17 protein-coding genes are annotated in these 16,894 nt (G+C 39.5%); 7 read left to right on the top strand and 10 right to left on the bottom strand.

Going from position 1 to position 16,894, the window contains the following annotated elements:
* Positions 1–209: 209 nt before the first annotated feature.
* Positions 210–467, bottom strand: coding sequence for a SemiSWEET family transporter (locus tag CYP05_RS06900; protein WP_103642414.1), 258 nt, complete (start codon positions 465–467; stop codon positions 210–212).
* A 199-nt stretch (positions 468–666) separates the two neighbouring features.
* Between CYP05_RS06900 and mobA the strand changes: the two genes are divergently transcribed.
* The 5 genes from mobA to CYP05_RS06925 all read left to right on the top strand — a co-directional run bounded on the left by mobA (position 667) and on the right by CYP05_RS06925 (position 6,577).
* Positions 667–1,230, top strand: coding sequence for a molybdenum cofactor guanylyltransferase (mobA, locus tag CYP05_RS06905; protein WP_103642415.1), 564 nt, complete (start codon positions 667–669; stop codon positions 1,228–1,230).
* Complete coding sequence (locus tag CYP05_RS06910; protein WP_103642416.1) at positions 1,223–2,185, top strand: phospholipase A; 963 nt, start codon at positions 1,223–1,225, stop codon at positions 2,183–2,185. Before mobA ends, CYP05_RS06910 begins: the two co-directional genes overlap by 8 nt.
* 165 nt (positions 2,186–2,350) lie before the next feature.
* Positions 2,351–3,745 (top strand): GntP family permease, encoded by a 1,395-nt coding sequence (locus tag CYP05_RS06915; protein ID WP_103642417.1) that lies wholly within the window; start codon positions 2,351–2,353, stop codon positions 3,743–3,745.
* Positions 3,742–4,872 carry a glycerate kinase family protein gene (locus CYP05_RS06920; RefSeq protein ID WP_103642418.1) on the top strand — a complete coding sequence of 377 codons (1,131 nt, stop codon included), beginning with the start codon at positions 3,742–3,744 and terminating at the stop codon, positions 4,870–4,872. The genes CYP05_RS06915 and CYP05_RS06920 overlap by 4 nt, the downstream gene beginning before the upstream one ends.
* A 205-nt stretch (positions 4,873–5,077) precedes the next feature.
* Entirely contained in the window at positions 5,078–6,577 is a 1,500-nt protein-coding gene (locus CYP05_RS06925) for a flagellin B (protein ID WP_021084121.1), read from the top strand.
* Between the two features lie 281 nt (positions 6,578–6,858).
* On the opposite strand, the gene CYP05_RS06930 is transcribed toward CYP05_RS06925, so the two are convergent.
* The 8 genes from CYP05_RS06930 to dcd form a co-directional block, all read right to left on the bottom strand.
* On the bottom strand, positions 6,859–8,925 hold the full coding sequence (locus CYP05_RS06930; RefSeq protein WP_103642419.1) for a motility associated factor glycosyltransferase family protein: 2,067 nt from the start codon (positions 8,923–8,925) through the stop codon (positions 6,859–6,861).
* Positions 8,922–9,953, bottom strand: coding sequence for a pseudaminic acid synthase (pseI, locus tag CYP05_RS06935; protein ID WP_103642420.1), 1,032 nt, complete (start codon positions 9,951–9,953; stop codon positions 8,922–8,924). The genes CYP05_RS06930 and pseI overlap by 4 nt, the downstream gene beginning before the upstream one ends.
* A gap of 3 nt (positions 9,954–9,956) precedes the next feature.
* The gene (pseH, locus tag CYP05_RS06940; RefSeq protein ID WP_103642421.1) at positions 9,957–10,415 is read right to left on the bottom strand and encodes a UDP-4-amino-4,6-dideoxy-N-acetyl-beta-L-altrosamine N-acetyltransferase; all 459 of its coding nucleotides are present in this window, start codon (positions 10,413–10,415) and stop codon (positions 9,957–9,959) included.
* A complete protein-coding gene (gene pseG / locus CYP05_RS06945; RefSeq protein WP_103642422.1) occupies positions 10,400–11,272 on the bottom strand; it encodes a UDP-2,4-diacetamido-2,4,6-trideoxy-beta-L-altropyranose hydrolase in 873 nt (290 codons plus the stop codon). The genes pseH and pseG overlap by 16 nt, the downstream gene beginning before the upstream one ends.
* Complete coding sequence (pseF, locus tag CYP05_RS06950) at positions 11,273–11,950, bottom strand: pseudaminic acid cytidylyltransferase (protein WP_103642423.1); 678 nt, start codon at positions 11,948–11,950, stop codon at positions 11,273–11,275.
* A 3-nt stretch (positions 11,951–11,953) separates the two neighbouring features.
* Positions 11,954–13,066 (bottom strand): UDP-4-amino-4,6-dideoxy-N-acetyl-beta-L-altrosamine transaminase, encoded by a 1,113-nt coding sequence (gene pseC / locus CYP05_RS06955; protein ID WP_103642424.1) that lies wholly within the window; start codon positions 13,064–13,066, stop codon positions 11,954–11,956.
* Positions 13,063–14,058 (bottom strand): UDP-N-acetylglucosamine 4,6-dehydratase (inverting), encoded by a 996-nt coding sequence (gene pseB, locus CYP05_RS06960; protein ID WP_103642425.1) that lies wholly within the window; start codon positions 14,056–14,058, stop codon positions 13,063–13,065. The genes pseC and pseB overlap by 4 nt, the downstream gene beginning before the upstream one ends.
* A 215-nt stretch (positions 14,059–14,273) precedes the next feature.
* Complete coding sequence (gene dcd / locus CYP05_RS06965) at positions 14,274–14,834, bottom strand: dCTP deaminase (RefSeq protein WP_002939953.1); 561 nt, start codon at positions 14,832–14,834, stop codon at positions 14,274–14,276.
* Positions 14,835–14,957: 123 nt separating this feature from the next.
* Between dcd and CYP05_RS06970 the strand changes: the two genes are divergently transcribed.
* Both CYP05_RS06970 and CYP05_RS06975 read left to right on the top strand, forming a co-directional pair.
* The gene (locus tag CYP05_RS06970) at positions 14,958–15,800 is read left to right on the top strand and encodes a DUF3737 family protein (RefSeq protein ID WP_103642426.1); all 843 of its coding nucleotides are present in this window, start codon (positions 14,958–14,960) and stop codon (positions 15,798–15,800) included.
* Positions 15,801–15,820: 20 nt separating this feature from the next.
* Positions 15,821–16,363, top strand: coding sequence for a YcxB family protein (locus tag CYP05_RS06975; RefSeq protein ID WP_181001188.1), 543 nt, complete (start codon positions 15,821–15,823; stop codon positions 16,361–16,363).
* 94 nt (positions 16,364–16,457) lie between these two features.
* Here the strand turns inward: CYP05_RS06975 and CYP05_RS06980 are convergent.
* Positions 16,458–16,894: SU10 major capsid protein (locus CYP05_RS06980; protein ID WP_181001189.1), on the bottom strand; the 437-nt coding region annotated here is incomplete at its 5' end.

A 16,894-nucleotide genomic window follows, 5' to 3' on the forward strand; every position in this document is an offset into this window, starting at 1 on the left:
TTAAAATCTTGCCGCTCTAGGATTGTTTATATAATCAAATAAAGTTTAAAAGCGTTTCTTCTAAAAGATGCTTTATTCTTTTTACAAGTAAAATTGATTTAAATTTTTAATACTTTTTGAAATATCACAGAAATTTGAAGAGTTTGTATAAAATAAATTTAACCGGCAAATCCAGCTATTTTTGCAAATTTACCGGCTTTTTTAGCGCATTAAAATGCTGTTATAGTTGCCAAAAGTCCAAAGATTATGCCTGGGAAGTTTGCGGCAGAAAGTGGATAGTCTTTTTTAGCTTTTAGTAGGCCGTAACTTGTCCAGATCGTGCAGTTTAGCGCAGCCGCTAGTGGATGCACTAAAGGCGTTTTATTGCCATCAAGGTTGCCCATTATTTGTGGGATGTATGAAAAATACATAACAACCGATAAGCACGTGCCTATCCAACCTAAAATTTGTAAATTTCTTTCACTCATGTGATCTCCTTTAAAAGTAAGCCGTTATTTTCTAGCTTTATGATTAGCGTGGTAAAAAAATTAATTTTATCTGCAGCAAAATGCTCTTTTTTCGCAAATTTAAGGGCAATGCTTTGTCAAGTGATAACAAATTTAAAACAAGATGAGTTAGAAATTTTGGTTATACTTTTGTAATTTTTAAAATTTAAAAGGATAAAAGATGCAAACTTGCGTCATTTTAGCAGGCGGCAAGAGCTCGCGCATGGGTCAGGATAAGACCTTGCTGCCGTTTGGGGGATTTGAAACACTCGCACACTATCAGGTCGCTAAATTTAGCAAAGTCTTTGATGAGGTTTTTGTAAGCTCTAAATTTGAGAAATTTAACCCACCACTAAAGCTCATAAAAGATGAGAGCAGTGATGATTATTCGCCGATGTTAGCGCTCTACTGCGTGCTAAAAAGCTTTGATCACAGCGTCTTTATCATCCCAGCTGATATGCCATTTTTTGATCTTGTAAGCCTTGGCGAGCTGGCTAAATTTAAAGATGAATTTGAGATGGTCGTGGCAGGTGACGATGAGCATATCCACTCGCTTTGTGGCTTTTTTAGCCCAAGCTTAGCCCCGCTTGCACGCGAGCTTTACAAAAAAAATGAGCACAAAATCGGACTTTTGCGAAAAAACTGCAAGTGCAAGATAGTAAATTTTGAGGATAAAGAGCAGTTTTTTAACGTAAATTTCCCAGAAGAGTACAAAATGGCAAACGAAAAGATGAAAAATGAGTAAATTTACATTGCTTTTAAGCCTTAGCCTTACATTTTTGATGGCAGGCAGGACGGATGACTTTAAAAGGGCGCAAGAGCTTGAGCAAAGTGGCGATATAAAGGGTGCGATGCAAATTTATAAAGAGCTAGCCAAAAGCTCTTTAGGCGAGCAAGAAGCGGTGCAAAATGCGCAGGCAAGCGAGCCAGCACCAAGTGATGCGAAGCTAAAGCAGACTGATCTTTTAAGGGATAAAAACGATAAAAATTTACAAAACGCACTTGGCATCGAGCTTTATAAATTTAACTACCTTTTGCCAATAACTTATGCGAAAAATATACCAAACGACAGCAGAAAGAGCGTTGAGACTAAATTTCAAATAAGCCTTGCAAAGCCGCTATTTTACGACGTTTTTGGCCTTAGAGAGAGCCTTGTAGCGGCATATACGCAGACTTCGTGGTGGCAGATCACTAAAAAGTCATCGCCATTTCGCGAGACAAACTATCAGCCAGAAATTTTCTTAAATTTCGCCTCTCCAAAATACCTTGAGCAAATAGGCGTGAAAAACCTAAAATTTGGACTTTTGCATGAGTCAAACGGACGAGATGGCACCAACTCAAGAAGCTGGAATAGAGCCTATGTGCAAAGTGACTTTGCCTATGGAAATTTAACCATCTCGCCAAGAGTTTGGAGCGTGATCGGCGAAAAGAACGACAATAAAGAAATTTTAAACTACATCGGACATGGAGATCTAAGGCTTAGTTATAAGCTAAATGACCAAATTTTTAGCCTAATGCTAAGAAATAACTTACATTTTGATAAAACAAATAAAGGTGCGGCCGAGCTTTCATATATGTTTCCGATATTTTCAAGCGGCGTTTATGGCTATTTGCAGTATTTTACAGGATATGGCGAGAGTTTGATTGACTATGATAGGCACACTGACAAGGTTGGTCTTGGCTTTGTTATTTTAAAATAGCCTTAAAAATTTAATCTTATAAAGTGGCTAAATTTGGGCAGATGAAGTAAAATTTACATAAATAATGAAAAAAATTTAACTAATAGAAAAACTTAAAAATATTAGAAAAAATATAAGCAAATTTTGCTAAAATCACTAGCAAAATCTCACAATAAAGGAGTTTTCATGAGCGGTATAGCTTTGATTGTTTGTTTTGTTATAGCAATCATCCTTATGATCGTTATGATCTCAAAGTTCAAGGTGCATCCATTTTTGGCACTTATGAGTATATCTTTGGTGCTAGCAGTAGTCGCAGGTATCGATCTATCCAAGATCCCAGCGATGATAGGCGTTGGTTTTAGTGGCACATTTAAGAGCATCGGCATCGTCATCATCTTTGGAACGATCATCGGCACAGTACTTGAAAAAACGGGAGCTGCACTAAAGCTAGCAGACATGGTCGTAAAGCTAGTCGGACAAAGACGCCCTGAGCTTGCCATGCTTATAATGGGCTGGGTTGTTGGCATACCGGTGTTTTGCGATAGCGGTTTTGTCGTCTTAAACTCTATCCGCGAGGCGCTTTATAAGAAAATTTCAGCAAGCCCAGTTGCTATGTCAGTAGCACTTAGCGGCGGTCTATACGCTTCTCACGTCTTCATCCCACCAACTCCTGGCCCGATAGCTGCTGCTGGCACACTTGGCCTTGGAGGAAATTTACTTCTTGTCATCATCATGGGTACAGTAGTTTCAGTGCCTGTTTTGGTAGCTGTTTATTTCTTTTCAAAAAGTATCGCTAAAAGCGTAACTATCAGTGACAAAGAGGCTGATGCTACGATAACAGCTAGCTACGAGGAGCTTTTAAAGAAATTTGGCACATTACCTAGCGGATTTTTGAGCCTTGCTCCTATCATCATGCCTATCATCTTCATGGCGGTTGGCTCTGTGATCGACGTTTTAGCAAAACAAGGCATGCTTGATAAAGCTGCGCTCTTGCCAAAGATATTTTTATTTTTAGGTAACCCTATCATCGCCCTTGCGATCGGCGTGATCTTTTGCGTATTTTTACTAGCTGAAACTAAAAAGATGAGAGAATTTGACCATATAACAAACGAATCATTAAAGATCGCTGGCCCTATACTTTTTATCACCGCAGCTGGCGGCGTCTTGGGTAACGTCATCACTGAGGCTGGCTTTGTAAATTTCATAAAAGAAAATGCCTCAACTATAAAAGCGATAGGAATTTTCTTCCCATTCATCATCTCAGCCGTGCTAAAAACCGCTCAAGGAAGCTCAACCGTGGCTATCATCACGACAGCCTCTATCATGGGTGCATTTAGCGCTGACAACTCTCTCATGCAAACACTTGGCTTTACGAGTGAAATTTCAGCCGCACTTTGTGTCATGGCGATAGCATCAGGTGCTATGTGCGTATCTCACGCAAACGATAGCTACTTCTGGGTCGTGACAAACTTTAGTAAGATGAGCGCAGATCAAGGTTACCGCACACAAACAGCGATGACATTTATCATGGGCATTGTTGGTATGATCAGCGTTTATATTCTATCTTTGGTGCTTTTATGAGAATTTTGGTTGCGATTGATTCATTAAAAGGCTCGCTAAGCTCACTTGAGGCGGGCCTTGCTATAAAAGAAGCGCTTGAAGATTTTTGCGACGTCGTCGTAAAGCCAGTGGCTGACGGCGGCGAGGGCAGCGTGGAGGCTATGGCTGACGCGCTTGATGCTAAATTTATAGATACCATTGTTAAAAACCCTCTTGGCACTGAAATTTTAGCTAGATATGCCCTAAAAGACGACCTTGCCATACTTGAGATGTCAAGCGCTTCAGGACTTACTCTCATAAATCCTGATGAGAGAAATCCTATGAAAACTAGCACCTTTGGCTTTGGTCAGATGATAAAAGATGCCATTAGCAAGGGCGCTAGGAAATTTATCGTAGGCATCGGTGGAAGTGCGACAAATGACGCTGGTACAGGCATGCTAAGCGCTTTAGGGTTTAAATTTTATGATAAAGATGGCGCTTTGCTTGAGGGCAAAGGCGAGGATCTAGCTCAAATTTGCGAGTTTTCAGATGAAGAGGCGCTAAAAGAGCTAAAAGAGTGCGAATTTTTAATCGCCTGTGACGTGGATAATCCACTTTACGGACAAAAGGGGGCAGCCTACGTCTATGCTCCACAAAAAGGTGCAAATGGACGCATGGTAAAGCAGCTTGATGATGGGCTAAAGCACTTTGCGGGCCTTGTAAAAGAGAAAAATGGCACTAAATTTCACACGCAAAAGGGCGCTGGAGCAGCTGGCGGACTCGGCTTTGCTTTTGTGGCATTTTTGGGCGCAAAGCTCAAGCCTGGCATCGAGATCATCACGCAGACCATCGCACTTGAAGATGAGATCAAAAAGGCTGATCTTGTCATCACTGGCGAGGGCCGCATGGACTTTCAAAGCACCATGGGCAAGACCCCAACAGGCGTGGCAAAGCTAGCTAAGAGGCATCATAAGCCAGTCATCGCGCTTGCTGGAAGCGTGCAAAGGTGCGCCAAAGACTGTCACAAACACGGCATTGATGCCTATTTTTGCATACTAAATGAGCCAATGAGCCTTGAAGAAGCTATGCGAAAAGATAATGCCATTAGAAATTTAAAGATGACTGCCGAACAAGTCATTCGCCTTTATATGCTAAACCATAAAGCATAAATTTAAAAAAAGATAGAAGCTAAATTTCTATCTTTTTTACAAATTAACAATTTATAATCTTTTTACAAAGACATTTGTCTTATACAAAGGCTAAAAATTACTAAGCCAAATATTTTTATTTAAACCTATAAACTTTTTCAAAAATTACACGATATAGTTTTCATGCGGCACGAAGTCGTAACTAAAAAAATTAAAAGGATTTACAATGAGTTTTCGTATTAACACAAACGTAAACGCACTTAACACACACGCTAACGCAGTTAGCAACAACGTTGACCTATCTAAGTCACTTAACAAACTTAGTTCTGGTCTTAGAATTCAAACAGCTGCAGATGACGCTTCAGGTCTATCTATCGCAGATAGCTTAAGAAGCCAAGCTTCAGCTCTAGGTCAAGCTATTGCAAATGGTAATGATGCTATTGGTATCATTCAAGTTGCCGACAAAGCTATGGACGAGCAGCTAAAAATTCTTGATACTATCAAGACTAAAGCTACTCAGTCAGCTCAAGACGGCCAAACAACTCAATCACGCCAAGCATTGCAAGCTGATATCGTTCGTCTAATGGAGGAGCTTGACAATATCGGTAACACTACTTCATTTAACGGTCAGCAACTACTAAACGGAACATTCTCTAATAAAGAGTTCCAAATAGGTGCTTATTCAAACCAAACTGTTAAAGCAAGTATTGGTGCGACTACATCTGACAAGATCGGTCTTACACGTTTTGAGAGTTCAAAACTTCTAGATAAGATGGAAAAAGTCACATTGACATTTAAAAACGTCGATGGTGTAAACGATGTTAAGATCGCAGCTGCTACTATCTCAACTGGCCTTGGCAAAGGTGTCGGCGCTATAGCTGAGAATATCAACAAAGTTGCAGATAAAACTGGCGTTAGAGCTACATTTGACGTAACAAGAGTTATGTCAAAAGCAATAGCTGCAGCATCTATTAAAAGTTTTATTATCAATGGCGTTAAAATCGGCGACCTTGAAGTAAAAGAAAACGATAGCAACGGCGCACTAGTAAACGCTATCAATGCTGTTAAAGATCAAACTGGTGTTGAGGCTTCAGTAAATACTGAAGGTAGGATGGTTCTAACAAGCCGTGATGGACGTGCGATGAGTTTCCAAGGTGCTGACATAGATAAAGTTATCGGCGCTAAAGATAAATCAGGCTTTATAGGCAGAATAAACCTAGTTCGTCTTGATGGTCGTGACATCAAGGTCCAAGGCGGTGCTGCAGCAAACGGCTTCTCTAAAGCATTTAGTGCTGATGGTAACGGCAACGGTGGCGCTCAAGTATCTGTTTCTCTAAGAGATGTTAGAGGTCAAATAGATAAGACTGTAGCTGCTGCTATGGGCTTCCAAAGAATGAGCAAAGCTGCTATGACATCAAATCAATCTGCAGGTGTTATGACACTTCGCGGTGCGATGGCTGTTATGAGTATCGCTGAGTCAGCTCAAAAAACACTTGATCAAGTTCGTTCAGACCTTGGTTCAGTTCAAAACCAACTTCAAGCTACAGTTAATAACATAACCGTAACTCAAGTTAACGTAAAATCAGCAGAATCACAAATCAGGGACGTAGATTTTGCTAGCGAGTCTGCTAACTTCTCAAAACATAACATCCTAGCTCAATCAGGTGCTTATGCTATGAGTCAAGCAAACAGCGTTCAACAAAACGTAATGAAGCTACTACAATAGTAGGAGCTGAGTGAAGTTTTAAATAAGGCTTTGTAGCAGTAGCAAAGCCTTAAACGTGTTAATGCTTTTACAATACGCAAACCCCCAGCCCCAAAGCTAGTCTTTGGGGTTTTATATCTACTACAAATAAAATAATAATAATAATTAATACATAAGATGAACCTTTTTAGCTAGTATGGTTAAAGAGTTTACATTTTTAAATTTAGATATTGTGAAATTTAAAAGCTAGTACATTAGATAAATAAATTTGCAAGTAAAAGAAATTTTACTTGCAAACTAGTTTATATACTTAGCGTAAAATTCTCTTTTACGCTTCCTATGTCGTTTTTAGTTATTAACTTTCTTTTTTTAAGCTCTGCAACAAGTGGCTTTGAAGCTTTTTTCGTTACTTCTATATCAGCATTTAGTCCACCTGCTGCAGAGAACATCCAGTATTTATGCATCTCAACCCATTCAAGTAGTTTATTTACTTTTTGAATCTTAGTATCGCTAGGAGCTACTGAAATTTTAGCAAGCTCAAGCTCTTGAAAATATATAGAAATTTGAAGAATGTTATCTAAAAATAATTTATGTTTTTTATAACTCATATATGTTTTTAGCTTATCTAGTTTAGAAGTTATTTTAACAAGTTTAGAAAACATCTTTTCGCTAACTTCACCTGCCTCTTTTTTTGCTATTAGCTCATCTATCTTCGGCACTAGCTCTAAAAATACCTCTTCTATCTTTTTCTTAGCCTCTTTTTGCGTTTTAACTTTTTTGGCTATATAGGTATATGCTTTTAACAAATCCTTGCTTCTTTGCTTTTCTGAAATTTTAGAGATATTTGGCTCTTTTTTAGGTATTTTATCCTTACAAAGCTCATTCATAGTCTCTAAAAATGGTTTTTCGATACTCCCTTCTATCCTAGCTCCACCCTCAGTGCAGTTATATGTGACATATCCCTCTTTAGAAGACTGTTCTATATCTTTTTCATACTGGTTTTTAAATTTATCCCAGATATAAGTAGTCCTAACTTCGCCCTCTCCTCCGTAAGCCTTTACATATAAGTACTCATCAGCCTGAGCAAAGGCATGTCCTGTGGCATGACTCTTACCATCTGGTGCAAAGGCTAAGTCTTGTCCGATCAGAACTATATTTTTATGACCTAATGCATAAGCTAGCTGAAATGCTTGATTGGCTGTTGAGTGACCGATCCCTAAGTAGCCATATTTTTTCATATTAAAAGCGATTTCGCTTTGCTGCGGTCTCATAGTAAGAACAAGACGCCTTGGCAAGATATTTTTTATAGTTTGAGGATGCGTTAAAGAGGCTACGACAAAGTAGATATCTTTGTCAAATTCTTTATCACGAGTACTAAAGAATGTTGATGTAGCCTCAACTCTTTCGATAGATGTCACATAATCAGGCACGATGCCGTGTTTTTTTAGTATAGGATACGAAGCATCAAGGCTTATGATAGTAGCATAAGGCACAAATTTTTTAAGTATATCAAGCTGCTTATCTAAGCTTGGCCCAGTTGCTACGATGATAGCTGTTTTATTTAGTTCATAACGCTTTAAAACAAGTTGCGTATAGCAATAGTTTTCAAGCATGATCGGAATATTTTGTATGTGATGTTTGATGCCTATAAGCATATCATCGATACTATTGCCATGAGCCACTACCATTTGAGAGATAGCCTTTGCAAAGTCTGAGTTTATCCTTAAGATATCTTCACTATAACTTTCGTAAAATGGTGAGTGGATGTGAAGATCGTAAGTCTTTGCGTAAGATGTAAATTCTGGAACGGTTATTAAAAAATAAAACTGCGTATAGCTTGCAAATTCTGAATAAAATAAGACAAGCCTATGGCTAAGTAGCTCACTGCTTAGATCGACAACGTTAAGAGTGGCATAGATGATATCTATCTCTGGCTCGATAACTACTATCTTTTTGTGAGTTTCATTTTTTAAAAGGGCTTTATATAAGATGCCATTTCCAAGACCATAAAAAAACATCATCGGATATCTTTTATACTCTTTTTCTAAATTTTCAAGAGAGACAAGCGTGTCATTTACTGGGCTTTCATAGACATATTTTAAGGTTTTATTATTTATCAAATTTATATCTATCGGATCTTTACCAACAAAGATATCAAAGTCCTTTGCTGTCTCCATACCCCAAAGCTTAGCAGCTAAAATTTCATCTTGTTGAAAGAGCGCTTGGAGGTTTTTTTGAAAGATAGGATTTTGTATATTTGTCATCTTACTTTCAAGTACTTTTTGCTTCGCCTCATCTATCTTTTTACGTTTTTTGTTTTTATGCACCTCGAGATCATCTAGTTTATAAACTTTGTTTTCATCACTCATATTAGATCCTCCTTTGTTATCCTCTCGCTAAATTTTATATCTCTTTTTGCTTTTTTGCCGATCAGCTCTTTTAAAAATTTAGGGTGCAGGCCGTACCCTGGACGCACGCTCCTTATATTTTGCTCGCTAAAAATTTCACCTTTTTTTATATCTGCGCTTGCATAAAGCGAGCGTGAAAATCTCCTGTTTAAAACCGCTTTTTCATCTAGCTCGTAGTTTACCACGCCCAAAAGCTCTTCAGCCTCTCTAACACACTTTGTCATAAGAGCAAATTCGCTCTCATCAAGGCTAAATGCGCTATCAACGCTTTTTACGCTTTTATCAAGTATAAAATGTTTTTCAACTATCCTGGCGCCCAAACTAACCGCAACAATTGGGGCTGTCACGCCTAAAGTGTGATCTGAAAAGCCAATCTCAACGCCAAATTTCTCTCTCATATCAGCTATCGTTTGTAAATTCATACCATTTAGCGGTGCTGGGTAGCTTGAAGTGCATTTTAAAAGGGCGATGTCGCTATTGCCTGCATTTTTGCAAATTTGCACTACCTCTCTTATTTCTTCTTCGTAGGCTATGCCAGTTGAGATGATGATGGGCCTACCCTTTTTGGCTACAAACTCTACAAAATCATAGTCCGTCACTTCAAAGCTTGCGATCTTATAAGCTGGTGGGTTAAACTGCTCTAAAAAGTTGGCATCGTCCTTACAAAATGGACTTGAAAAACAAACAAGCCCCTCCTCTTTTGCCACTTTAAAAAGCTCAGCGTGCCACTCTTTTGGCGTTAGCGCCTCTTGATAAAGCTCGTATAAATTTCTCCCATCCCAAAGTCCGCCCTTAATGACAAAGTCGTCCAGGTGTGAATTTAGAGTCAAACTATCAGGTGTATATGTCTGAAGCTTTATCGCGTCAGCTCCAGCGCGCTTGGCTGCCTTTATCGTATCTACCGCCGTTTTTAGGCTGCCGCTGTGATTAGCGGAGAGCTCTGCTATTATAAAGACCTTTTTGTCTGTATCAAAATTTCCTATTTTCATCCGTTAGTCCGTTTTATTTTTAAGCTCAAGATAGCTAAACTCACCATCTTTTGCATAGATCTTAAAGCCAAAATTTTTATAAAGCGCGAGCGCTTTTTCGTTACTATTATAAGCTTTTGCCTTTAGCGAGCCAACCTTTAATGTAAAAAAAGCGTAGTCTTTTATGAGATCAAGCAGCTTTTTACCCACTCCTTTTAGCTCTGGGTTTTTATAAACGCCAAATTCGCAACTTTCTTTCGTTATATCAACGAAGCTCACCACTCCGATAAATTCACCCTCATCTTTTACTAAAAAGTAGATCTTATCTTGAATGCTCTTTAATCTCTCTAAAAAAGCAAAATGCTCCTCTTTGCCAACGCTTTTGTTTTTCATAAATTTGGCTATACGCTCGTCATTTCGCCACTTTAAGACCATCAGTTTTTGCTCGCCACTAAGCGAGATAAAATTTATAAGCTCAAGCAAATCTCATCTCCCCAGTAAGCTTCATATCCATTTTCTTTGAGCCAAGCAAATATCTCTTTTTGATTATCCGCTACGCAAATGGCTTTAAATTTAGCTCCCAAAACGTAGGCCTCATTTACAAGCGAGCTTGCTGTTATGATGAGCATTTTGGCTTCGTTCATCAGCCTTGCTACGTTTTTGCTATCTACAAAAAGGCTAAAATTTTCGTTTTTACTTGATAACTCTTTTAGTGCGCTTAAGTTTTTATTTCCGCTAGTTGTGATGACGGCTGTTTTTTGGTTTTTAAGAAGCAGTTTTTCTGAAATTTTAGCGCTTAGCCCTGAGATATCAGTGCCTCCAAGAATGATAGCGTAGTCGTAAATTTTCTCCCTTTTTACCTGCGCTTCTTCATAAAACTCATCTCTAACTAGCAAAAACTCGCTTCCACAAAACACCTCACAGCTTTTTTCTACAAGCCTCTCGTATCTTGCCTTTTGTGCATATAAATTTACATTTAAAATATAGTCTGCAAAATGTTTTTCGTAAGTGTCGTCAAATGATAAAATTTTAATGCCAGTTTTTTCTTTTATAGCTCTTTCGTCTTCAAAGCTAAAGCCGTAGTGGTCGATGATAAGAAGCTCAAATTTATTATCTTTTATAAGTTCGCAAAGCTCATCTATCTCGCCACTTCTTAGGCTAAATTTAGAGTAGTTTATCTCATCAAAAATGTCACCTTCAAGCCTTAACGAGGCAAATGAGATGTCGTTAAATTTTTTAGCAAGCAAAAGGTCTCGCCTGATGTGCCCATGCCCTATCTTGCTGCTACTATCAGCGCGCACGAGCGTTTTTAGCAGGGGGAGTCCTTTAAATTCTTTCAATCAAATCTTTCCATTATTTATCAAATAAAGCTTCTTAGCAAACTCAAAATCCTCTAGCGTGTCGATGTCGCAGACTAAATTTCTTGGCAGCAAATACGCCTTTGAGTGTGGCGCAAAGATAGCACTGCACTCCAGCCAAGCCTCTTTTTTCCCAAAATAAAATGCCCCAGCATCATGAAATGCAGGCTCAAGATCTTGCGAGCGTGTCTTTTCAAACTGCGGATAAAACATGCTAACTCTAGCGTTTTCATCAAGTTTTATCGCCCTTTGTATAGGGAAATCAAACGCAGTCGCTGAAAATAAAAATTTACACTCCTGCTTTTTAAACTCTCCTGCGGCATCTTTTAAAATTTCAGCCGTTATGAGTGGTGCTGTGGCATATAGGCAGCAGACGTCAAAGTCAGAATTTACGCGTCTTATCGCGTCTTTTATCACGTCAGTGCTTGTCGCGTAGTCATCGCTTAGGCTCGCATCTCTAAAAAATGGCACACTAGCTCCAAATTCTCTAGCCACATTTGCAATCATTTCATCATCGGTGCTTACGATCACTTCGCTAAAAACTTTAGAATTTAACGCAGCCTCGATGCTATATGCGATTAAAGGCTTGCCTAAAAAGTCTTTGATGTTTTTGCCAGGTATCCTCTTGCTGCCGCCTCTTGCTGGGATGATGCAGATCATTTTTTACTCGCTAAAGCTTTTTAGCACATCAAATAGCGTGCTAGCTACAAATTTAGCATCATCCACGCTCATGCCGTGATGGCATGGGATGCTAAGCTCGGCGCTATAAAATTTCTCCGCATTTGGCAGTGAAATTTCACCAAGTAGTGCTTTATAAAAGCTAAATTTATATGTTGGCTTGTAGTGCACCTGCACGCCAACGCCCTTTTGCAAGAGTGCTTCAAAAATTTGCTCTTTTTTATCCCAAAATTTCTCATCCAAAAGCACTGGATATAGGTGCCTTGAGCTAGTTGTATTTGCTGGGATTTTTATGGTTTTAAAATATTCACACCCGCTAAATTTCTCATCATAAAATTTAGCTATCTCATTTCTTTTGGCGATAAAGCCGTCCAGCCTTTTTAGCTGGCTAAGCCCCAAAGCGCAGGCTACGTCTGTGATCCTGTAGTTGTATCCAAGCAGGCTAATGTCGCTATCCCAAAGCTTTGTTTTAGCGATGCCGTGGCTTCTATATAGCCTTGCTAGCCTTGCTAGCTCATCGTCGTTTGTAGCAAGCGCGCCGCCTTCAAGCGTGGTGATAGGCTTTACTGGGTGAAAGCTAAATATGCTAATATCAGCCTTAACGCCCACTTTTACGCCGTTTTGCACGCTACCAAGGGCGTGAGAGGCGTCATCTATCACTTTTATGCCGTGCTTTTTGGCTAAATTTATGATCTTATCTAGCTCCACTGGATTGCCACCGTAATCAACCGCAGTTATCACCTTCGTTTTTGGTGTGATAAGAGCTGGAATTTTCTCTTCATCGATGTTGCCATTTGCTTTTACGTCGCAAAATTTGACCTGCGCTCCTGCCATCAAAGCCGCATTTGCAGTGGCTACAAAGGTGATAGGCGTCGTGATCACTTCATCGCCAGCCTTTACGCCAAGGCTAAGATAGGCTACGTGAAGGGCCGAAGTGGCTGAGTTCATAGCGATCACGTGCTTTACGCCAACATACTTTGCCAGCTCCTCTTCAAATTTACTGACCTTTTGGCCACCTGTTAAGATGTCGTCTCTTAGCGCATCTGCTACTACCTTGATATCTTCTTCTGTGATCTGCTGACGACTGTAAGGGATCATTTAGCATCTCCTATCATCTCAAGAAGGCCTGCTCTATCGAGCCAAATTTTATTTGTATTTGAGCTATATTCAAAGTCCTCACTAACTGGTTTGCCCTTTTGATGAAGAGCATTTGTCGAGAAGTCTTGCGCTGTTAAAAACTGGATAGACGGACTAATAACGTAGTAATCATCAAATTCGTATGTAAGATGCGCGTCATCTCTTGATATCATCATCTCATGCATCTTTTCGCCTGGGCGAATGCCTATGATCTTGACGCCAAGATCTGGTGCAAGGGCTTTTGCGAGATCGACCATCGTCATTGACGGGATCTTTGGTATGAAAATTTCGCCGCCTTTCATCCTCTCAAAGTTTTTAAGGACAAAATTTACGCCTTGTTCAAGCGTGATCCAAAACCTAGTCATCTTCTCATGCGTGATAGGAAGCTCTTTTTCTCCTTGTGCGATCAGCTTTTTAAAGAGCGGCACGACTGAGCCACGTGAACCAACGACGTTTCCATATCTTACGACGCTAAATCTCGTCTTTTTCTCGCCGACGATATTGTTTGCAGCGACAAATAGCTTATCGCTGGCTAACTTCGTAGCTCCATATAAATTTACAGGGTTGCACGCTTTGTCAGTTGAGAGTGCGATCACCTTGCTAACGCCACACTCCAAAGAGGCGTCGATGACGTTTTGAGCGCCATCTATGTTTGTTTTGATGCACTCCATTGGGTTGTATTCTGCGATTGGCACGTGTTTCATCGCAGCTGCGTGGATGACATAGTCTATGCCGTTCATAGCAGTTCTTAAGCGCTTATAGTCCCTCACGTCGCCGATGAAAAAACGCATAGCCTTGTCTTTAAAAACTTGAGCCATTTCGTATTGTTTTAACTCGTCGCGCGAGTAGATAACTAGCCTTTTTGGCTTATATTTTTTTAACAAAATTTCGGTGTACTTTTTACCAAAACTTCCTGTTCCGCCGGTGATCAATATCGATTTGTTGTTAAACATTTTGCGCCTTTTTGCTAGTCATTTTTGATTTATAAATGGCTAATTTGGATTATTTTTTATAAATTTTTAAGCAAAAGCTGTGCCAAATTTAAAATTTGTTTATCAAAGCTCTGCTTTTTCTAGCTTCTATTTCGTCAAAATTTCGTTATTGTTTAGGGTTTTTATAAAAAGTGGGCGATAAATTTAGCCTTTGCAAAGTCGCAAAGGCATGAAAATTACTTTAAAATTCTAGGTAGTGTGATGCCTTCTTGGGCTTGGTATTTGCCATTTTTATCAGCATATGTCACTTCGCAAGGCTCATCACCCTCGATAAATAGCACCTGCGCGATGCCCTCATTTGCGTAGATCTTCGCAGGAAGTGGCGTCGTGTTTGAGATCTCTATCGTGATATGCCCCTTAAATCCTGGCTCAAAAGGCGTTACATTTACGATGATGCCGCACCTTGCGTATGTGCTCTTGCCAAGGCAGATCGCTAGCACGTTATCGGGCATGTTAAAGTACTCGATCGTACGTGCTAAAGCAAAAGAATTTGGCGGCACTATGCAGACATCGCCTTTAAAATCGACCACATTTTTCTCATCAAAATTCTTTGGATCAACGACGGTTCCGCCGATGTTTGTGAAAATTTTAAACTCATCGCCCACGCGGATATCGTAGCCATAGCTAGAAACGCCGTAGCTAACGACGCCGCGACCCACTTGCTCCTCGGCAAATGGCACGATCATCTTCTTTTCAACCGACATTTTCCTTATCCAAGAGTCTGATTTTAAACCCATTTTTGCTCCTTTTTTGGGGCGATTATAACGCTTTGCGTCTTTAAAGTAAATTTAATGGCATTTTGCAATAAATTTTGAGAAAATCAGTATAATTTTGAGAGAAAAATTTAATAAAGGACAAAAATGCAAGAGAGAAAGGCCGAAACTTTCACAGGAGAACGCGCGATGTTTGGGGCAAAGGGGCTAAATTTTACTAACTGCATCTTTGAAGATGGCGAGTCGCCGCTAAAACACAGCTCAAATTTAAAGCTAAATGAGTGCGTTTTTGCCTACAAATATCCACTTTGGTACGCAAGCGACATCACGCTAAATGGCGGATACTTGGAGCCTCTAGCAAGGGCTGGCATGTGGTACAGCACAAATTTAAGCTTTAAAGACGTGGCCATAAATGCGCCAAAAAGCTTTAGAAAAAGCTCGCAAATTTCACTTGAAAATGTAAATTTCTCAGACGCTGCCGAGACACTTTGGGGGTGCGCAGACGTGAAGATAAAAAACGTCTTTGCAAAAGGGGACTACTTTGGGGCAAATAGCGAAAATTTAGAAGTTGATGGGCTAAGCTTGGACGGCAACTACTGCTTTGATAGCTGCAAAAATCTTCGCATCACAAACTCAAAACTTATCTCAAAAGACGCCTTTTGGAACTGCGAAAACGTGGTCGCGCAAAACTGCCTAATCTCAGGCGAGTACCTAGCATGGAACGCTAAAAATGTGACACTCATAAACTGCACGATAAAGAGCTTGCAAGCGCTTTGCTATGTGGAAAATTTGGTCGTGAAAGATTGCATTTTTATGGATACAAGCCTTGCTTTTGAGTATTCAAGCGTCGATGTGAGCACAAAAAGCAGCATAAAAAGCGTGAAAAATCCAAAAAGTGGCGTCATAAGAGCTGGCAAGATAGATGAGATCATCATAGACGGCAGCTTGGTTGATGCAAGCAAAATAGAGATAGTCACGGATGAAATTTAGGCAAAATTTAAAGAAATAACATGCAAAATGAAAGATTTAGAGCGAAATTTAGTATAAAAAACGATGCTAAATTTAAAAAGCTACTACGCAAGGTCTCGAGCGTCGTCTATAAAAAGAATAAACTTGTGTTTTTAATGAGAGTGATCGAGCTGCCATTTGCTGTGCTATGCGGAGTAGCTATGGTCGCGCTTTTTGACGTTACTGGGCACGAGTTAATAGTATATTCTGATATGGACGATGTCTCTACTTTGGCAAGAAATTTAGCCATCGTTCTTTGTGTCGGCATAGTCTTGCTCTATATTTATGCGGCTATAATTAAACCGATTTTATTCACTAGAGCCATTTACTCAAACATCGATGTTGAGCGCAAACAAGAGATCGTTATATATGATGATGAGATCTTGTTTGTCACAGCAACAAGCACGGTTCATTTTTCATATGGTGCGTTTTTTAGCACTTGCGAAACTGATGATTTTATAGCTTTGATCTTAAAAGAAGGCACCTTCTTGCAGATACCAAAAGAGCCACTAAATGAAAAAGCGCAAGAAATTTGGAATTTCTAGAAGAAAAGATAGGCTGAATTTAGTGAAATATTTTTGGATGTTTTGAATTAAAAACCATACAAATTTGCCATGCCAGCAAATTTGTTGGCTGTATTCAGACCAAATTCTCTAAAAGAATAGATATTATTGCTTTAGTGATACCAAATATCAATCTTTCAGCGATAAATTTTAATATCAAAATAATTATTTGACGTCGAGAATGATATCTAAGCACTATTTTATTAATGGCTGGTTTTAACTCCGCACCGATGAATACATCTTTTGGAGTTGTGCCTGCATCCCAAATATTTTGAAGTAGTTGAGACAAGATAGTTTCAGTTAGTGCTGCTAGAGTACCTTTCCAATCGCCTGAGCTATCAAATGCTACAACGTTACCACGCTTGCCACCTGCAAATGCTGCTGAGCCTTTAGCCAATAAATAAAATAGCCCTGCCATTTCGCCAGCTGCTGCGTCAGTTCTAACGCTCGGTGCTTTAAACACACTCTTTTTAACGTCAGCATCACGTCCAAGACCAAAAATAGCATACTCCA

This window comes from Campylobacter concisus (assembly GCF_002913545.1).
Lineage (GTDB): Bacteria > Campylobacterota > Campylobacteria > Campylobacterales > Campylobacteraceae > Campylobacter_A > Campylobacter_A concisus_AV.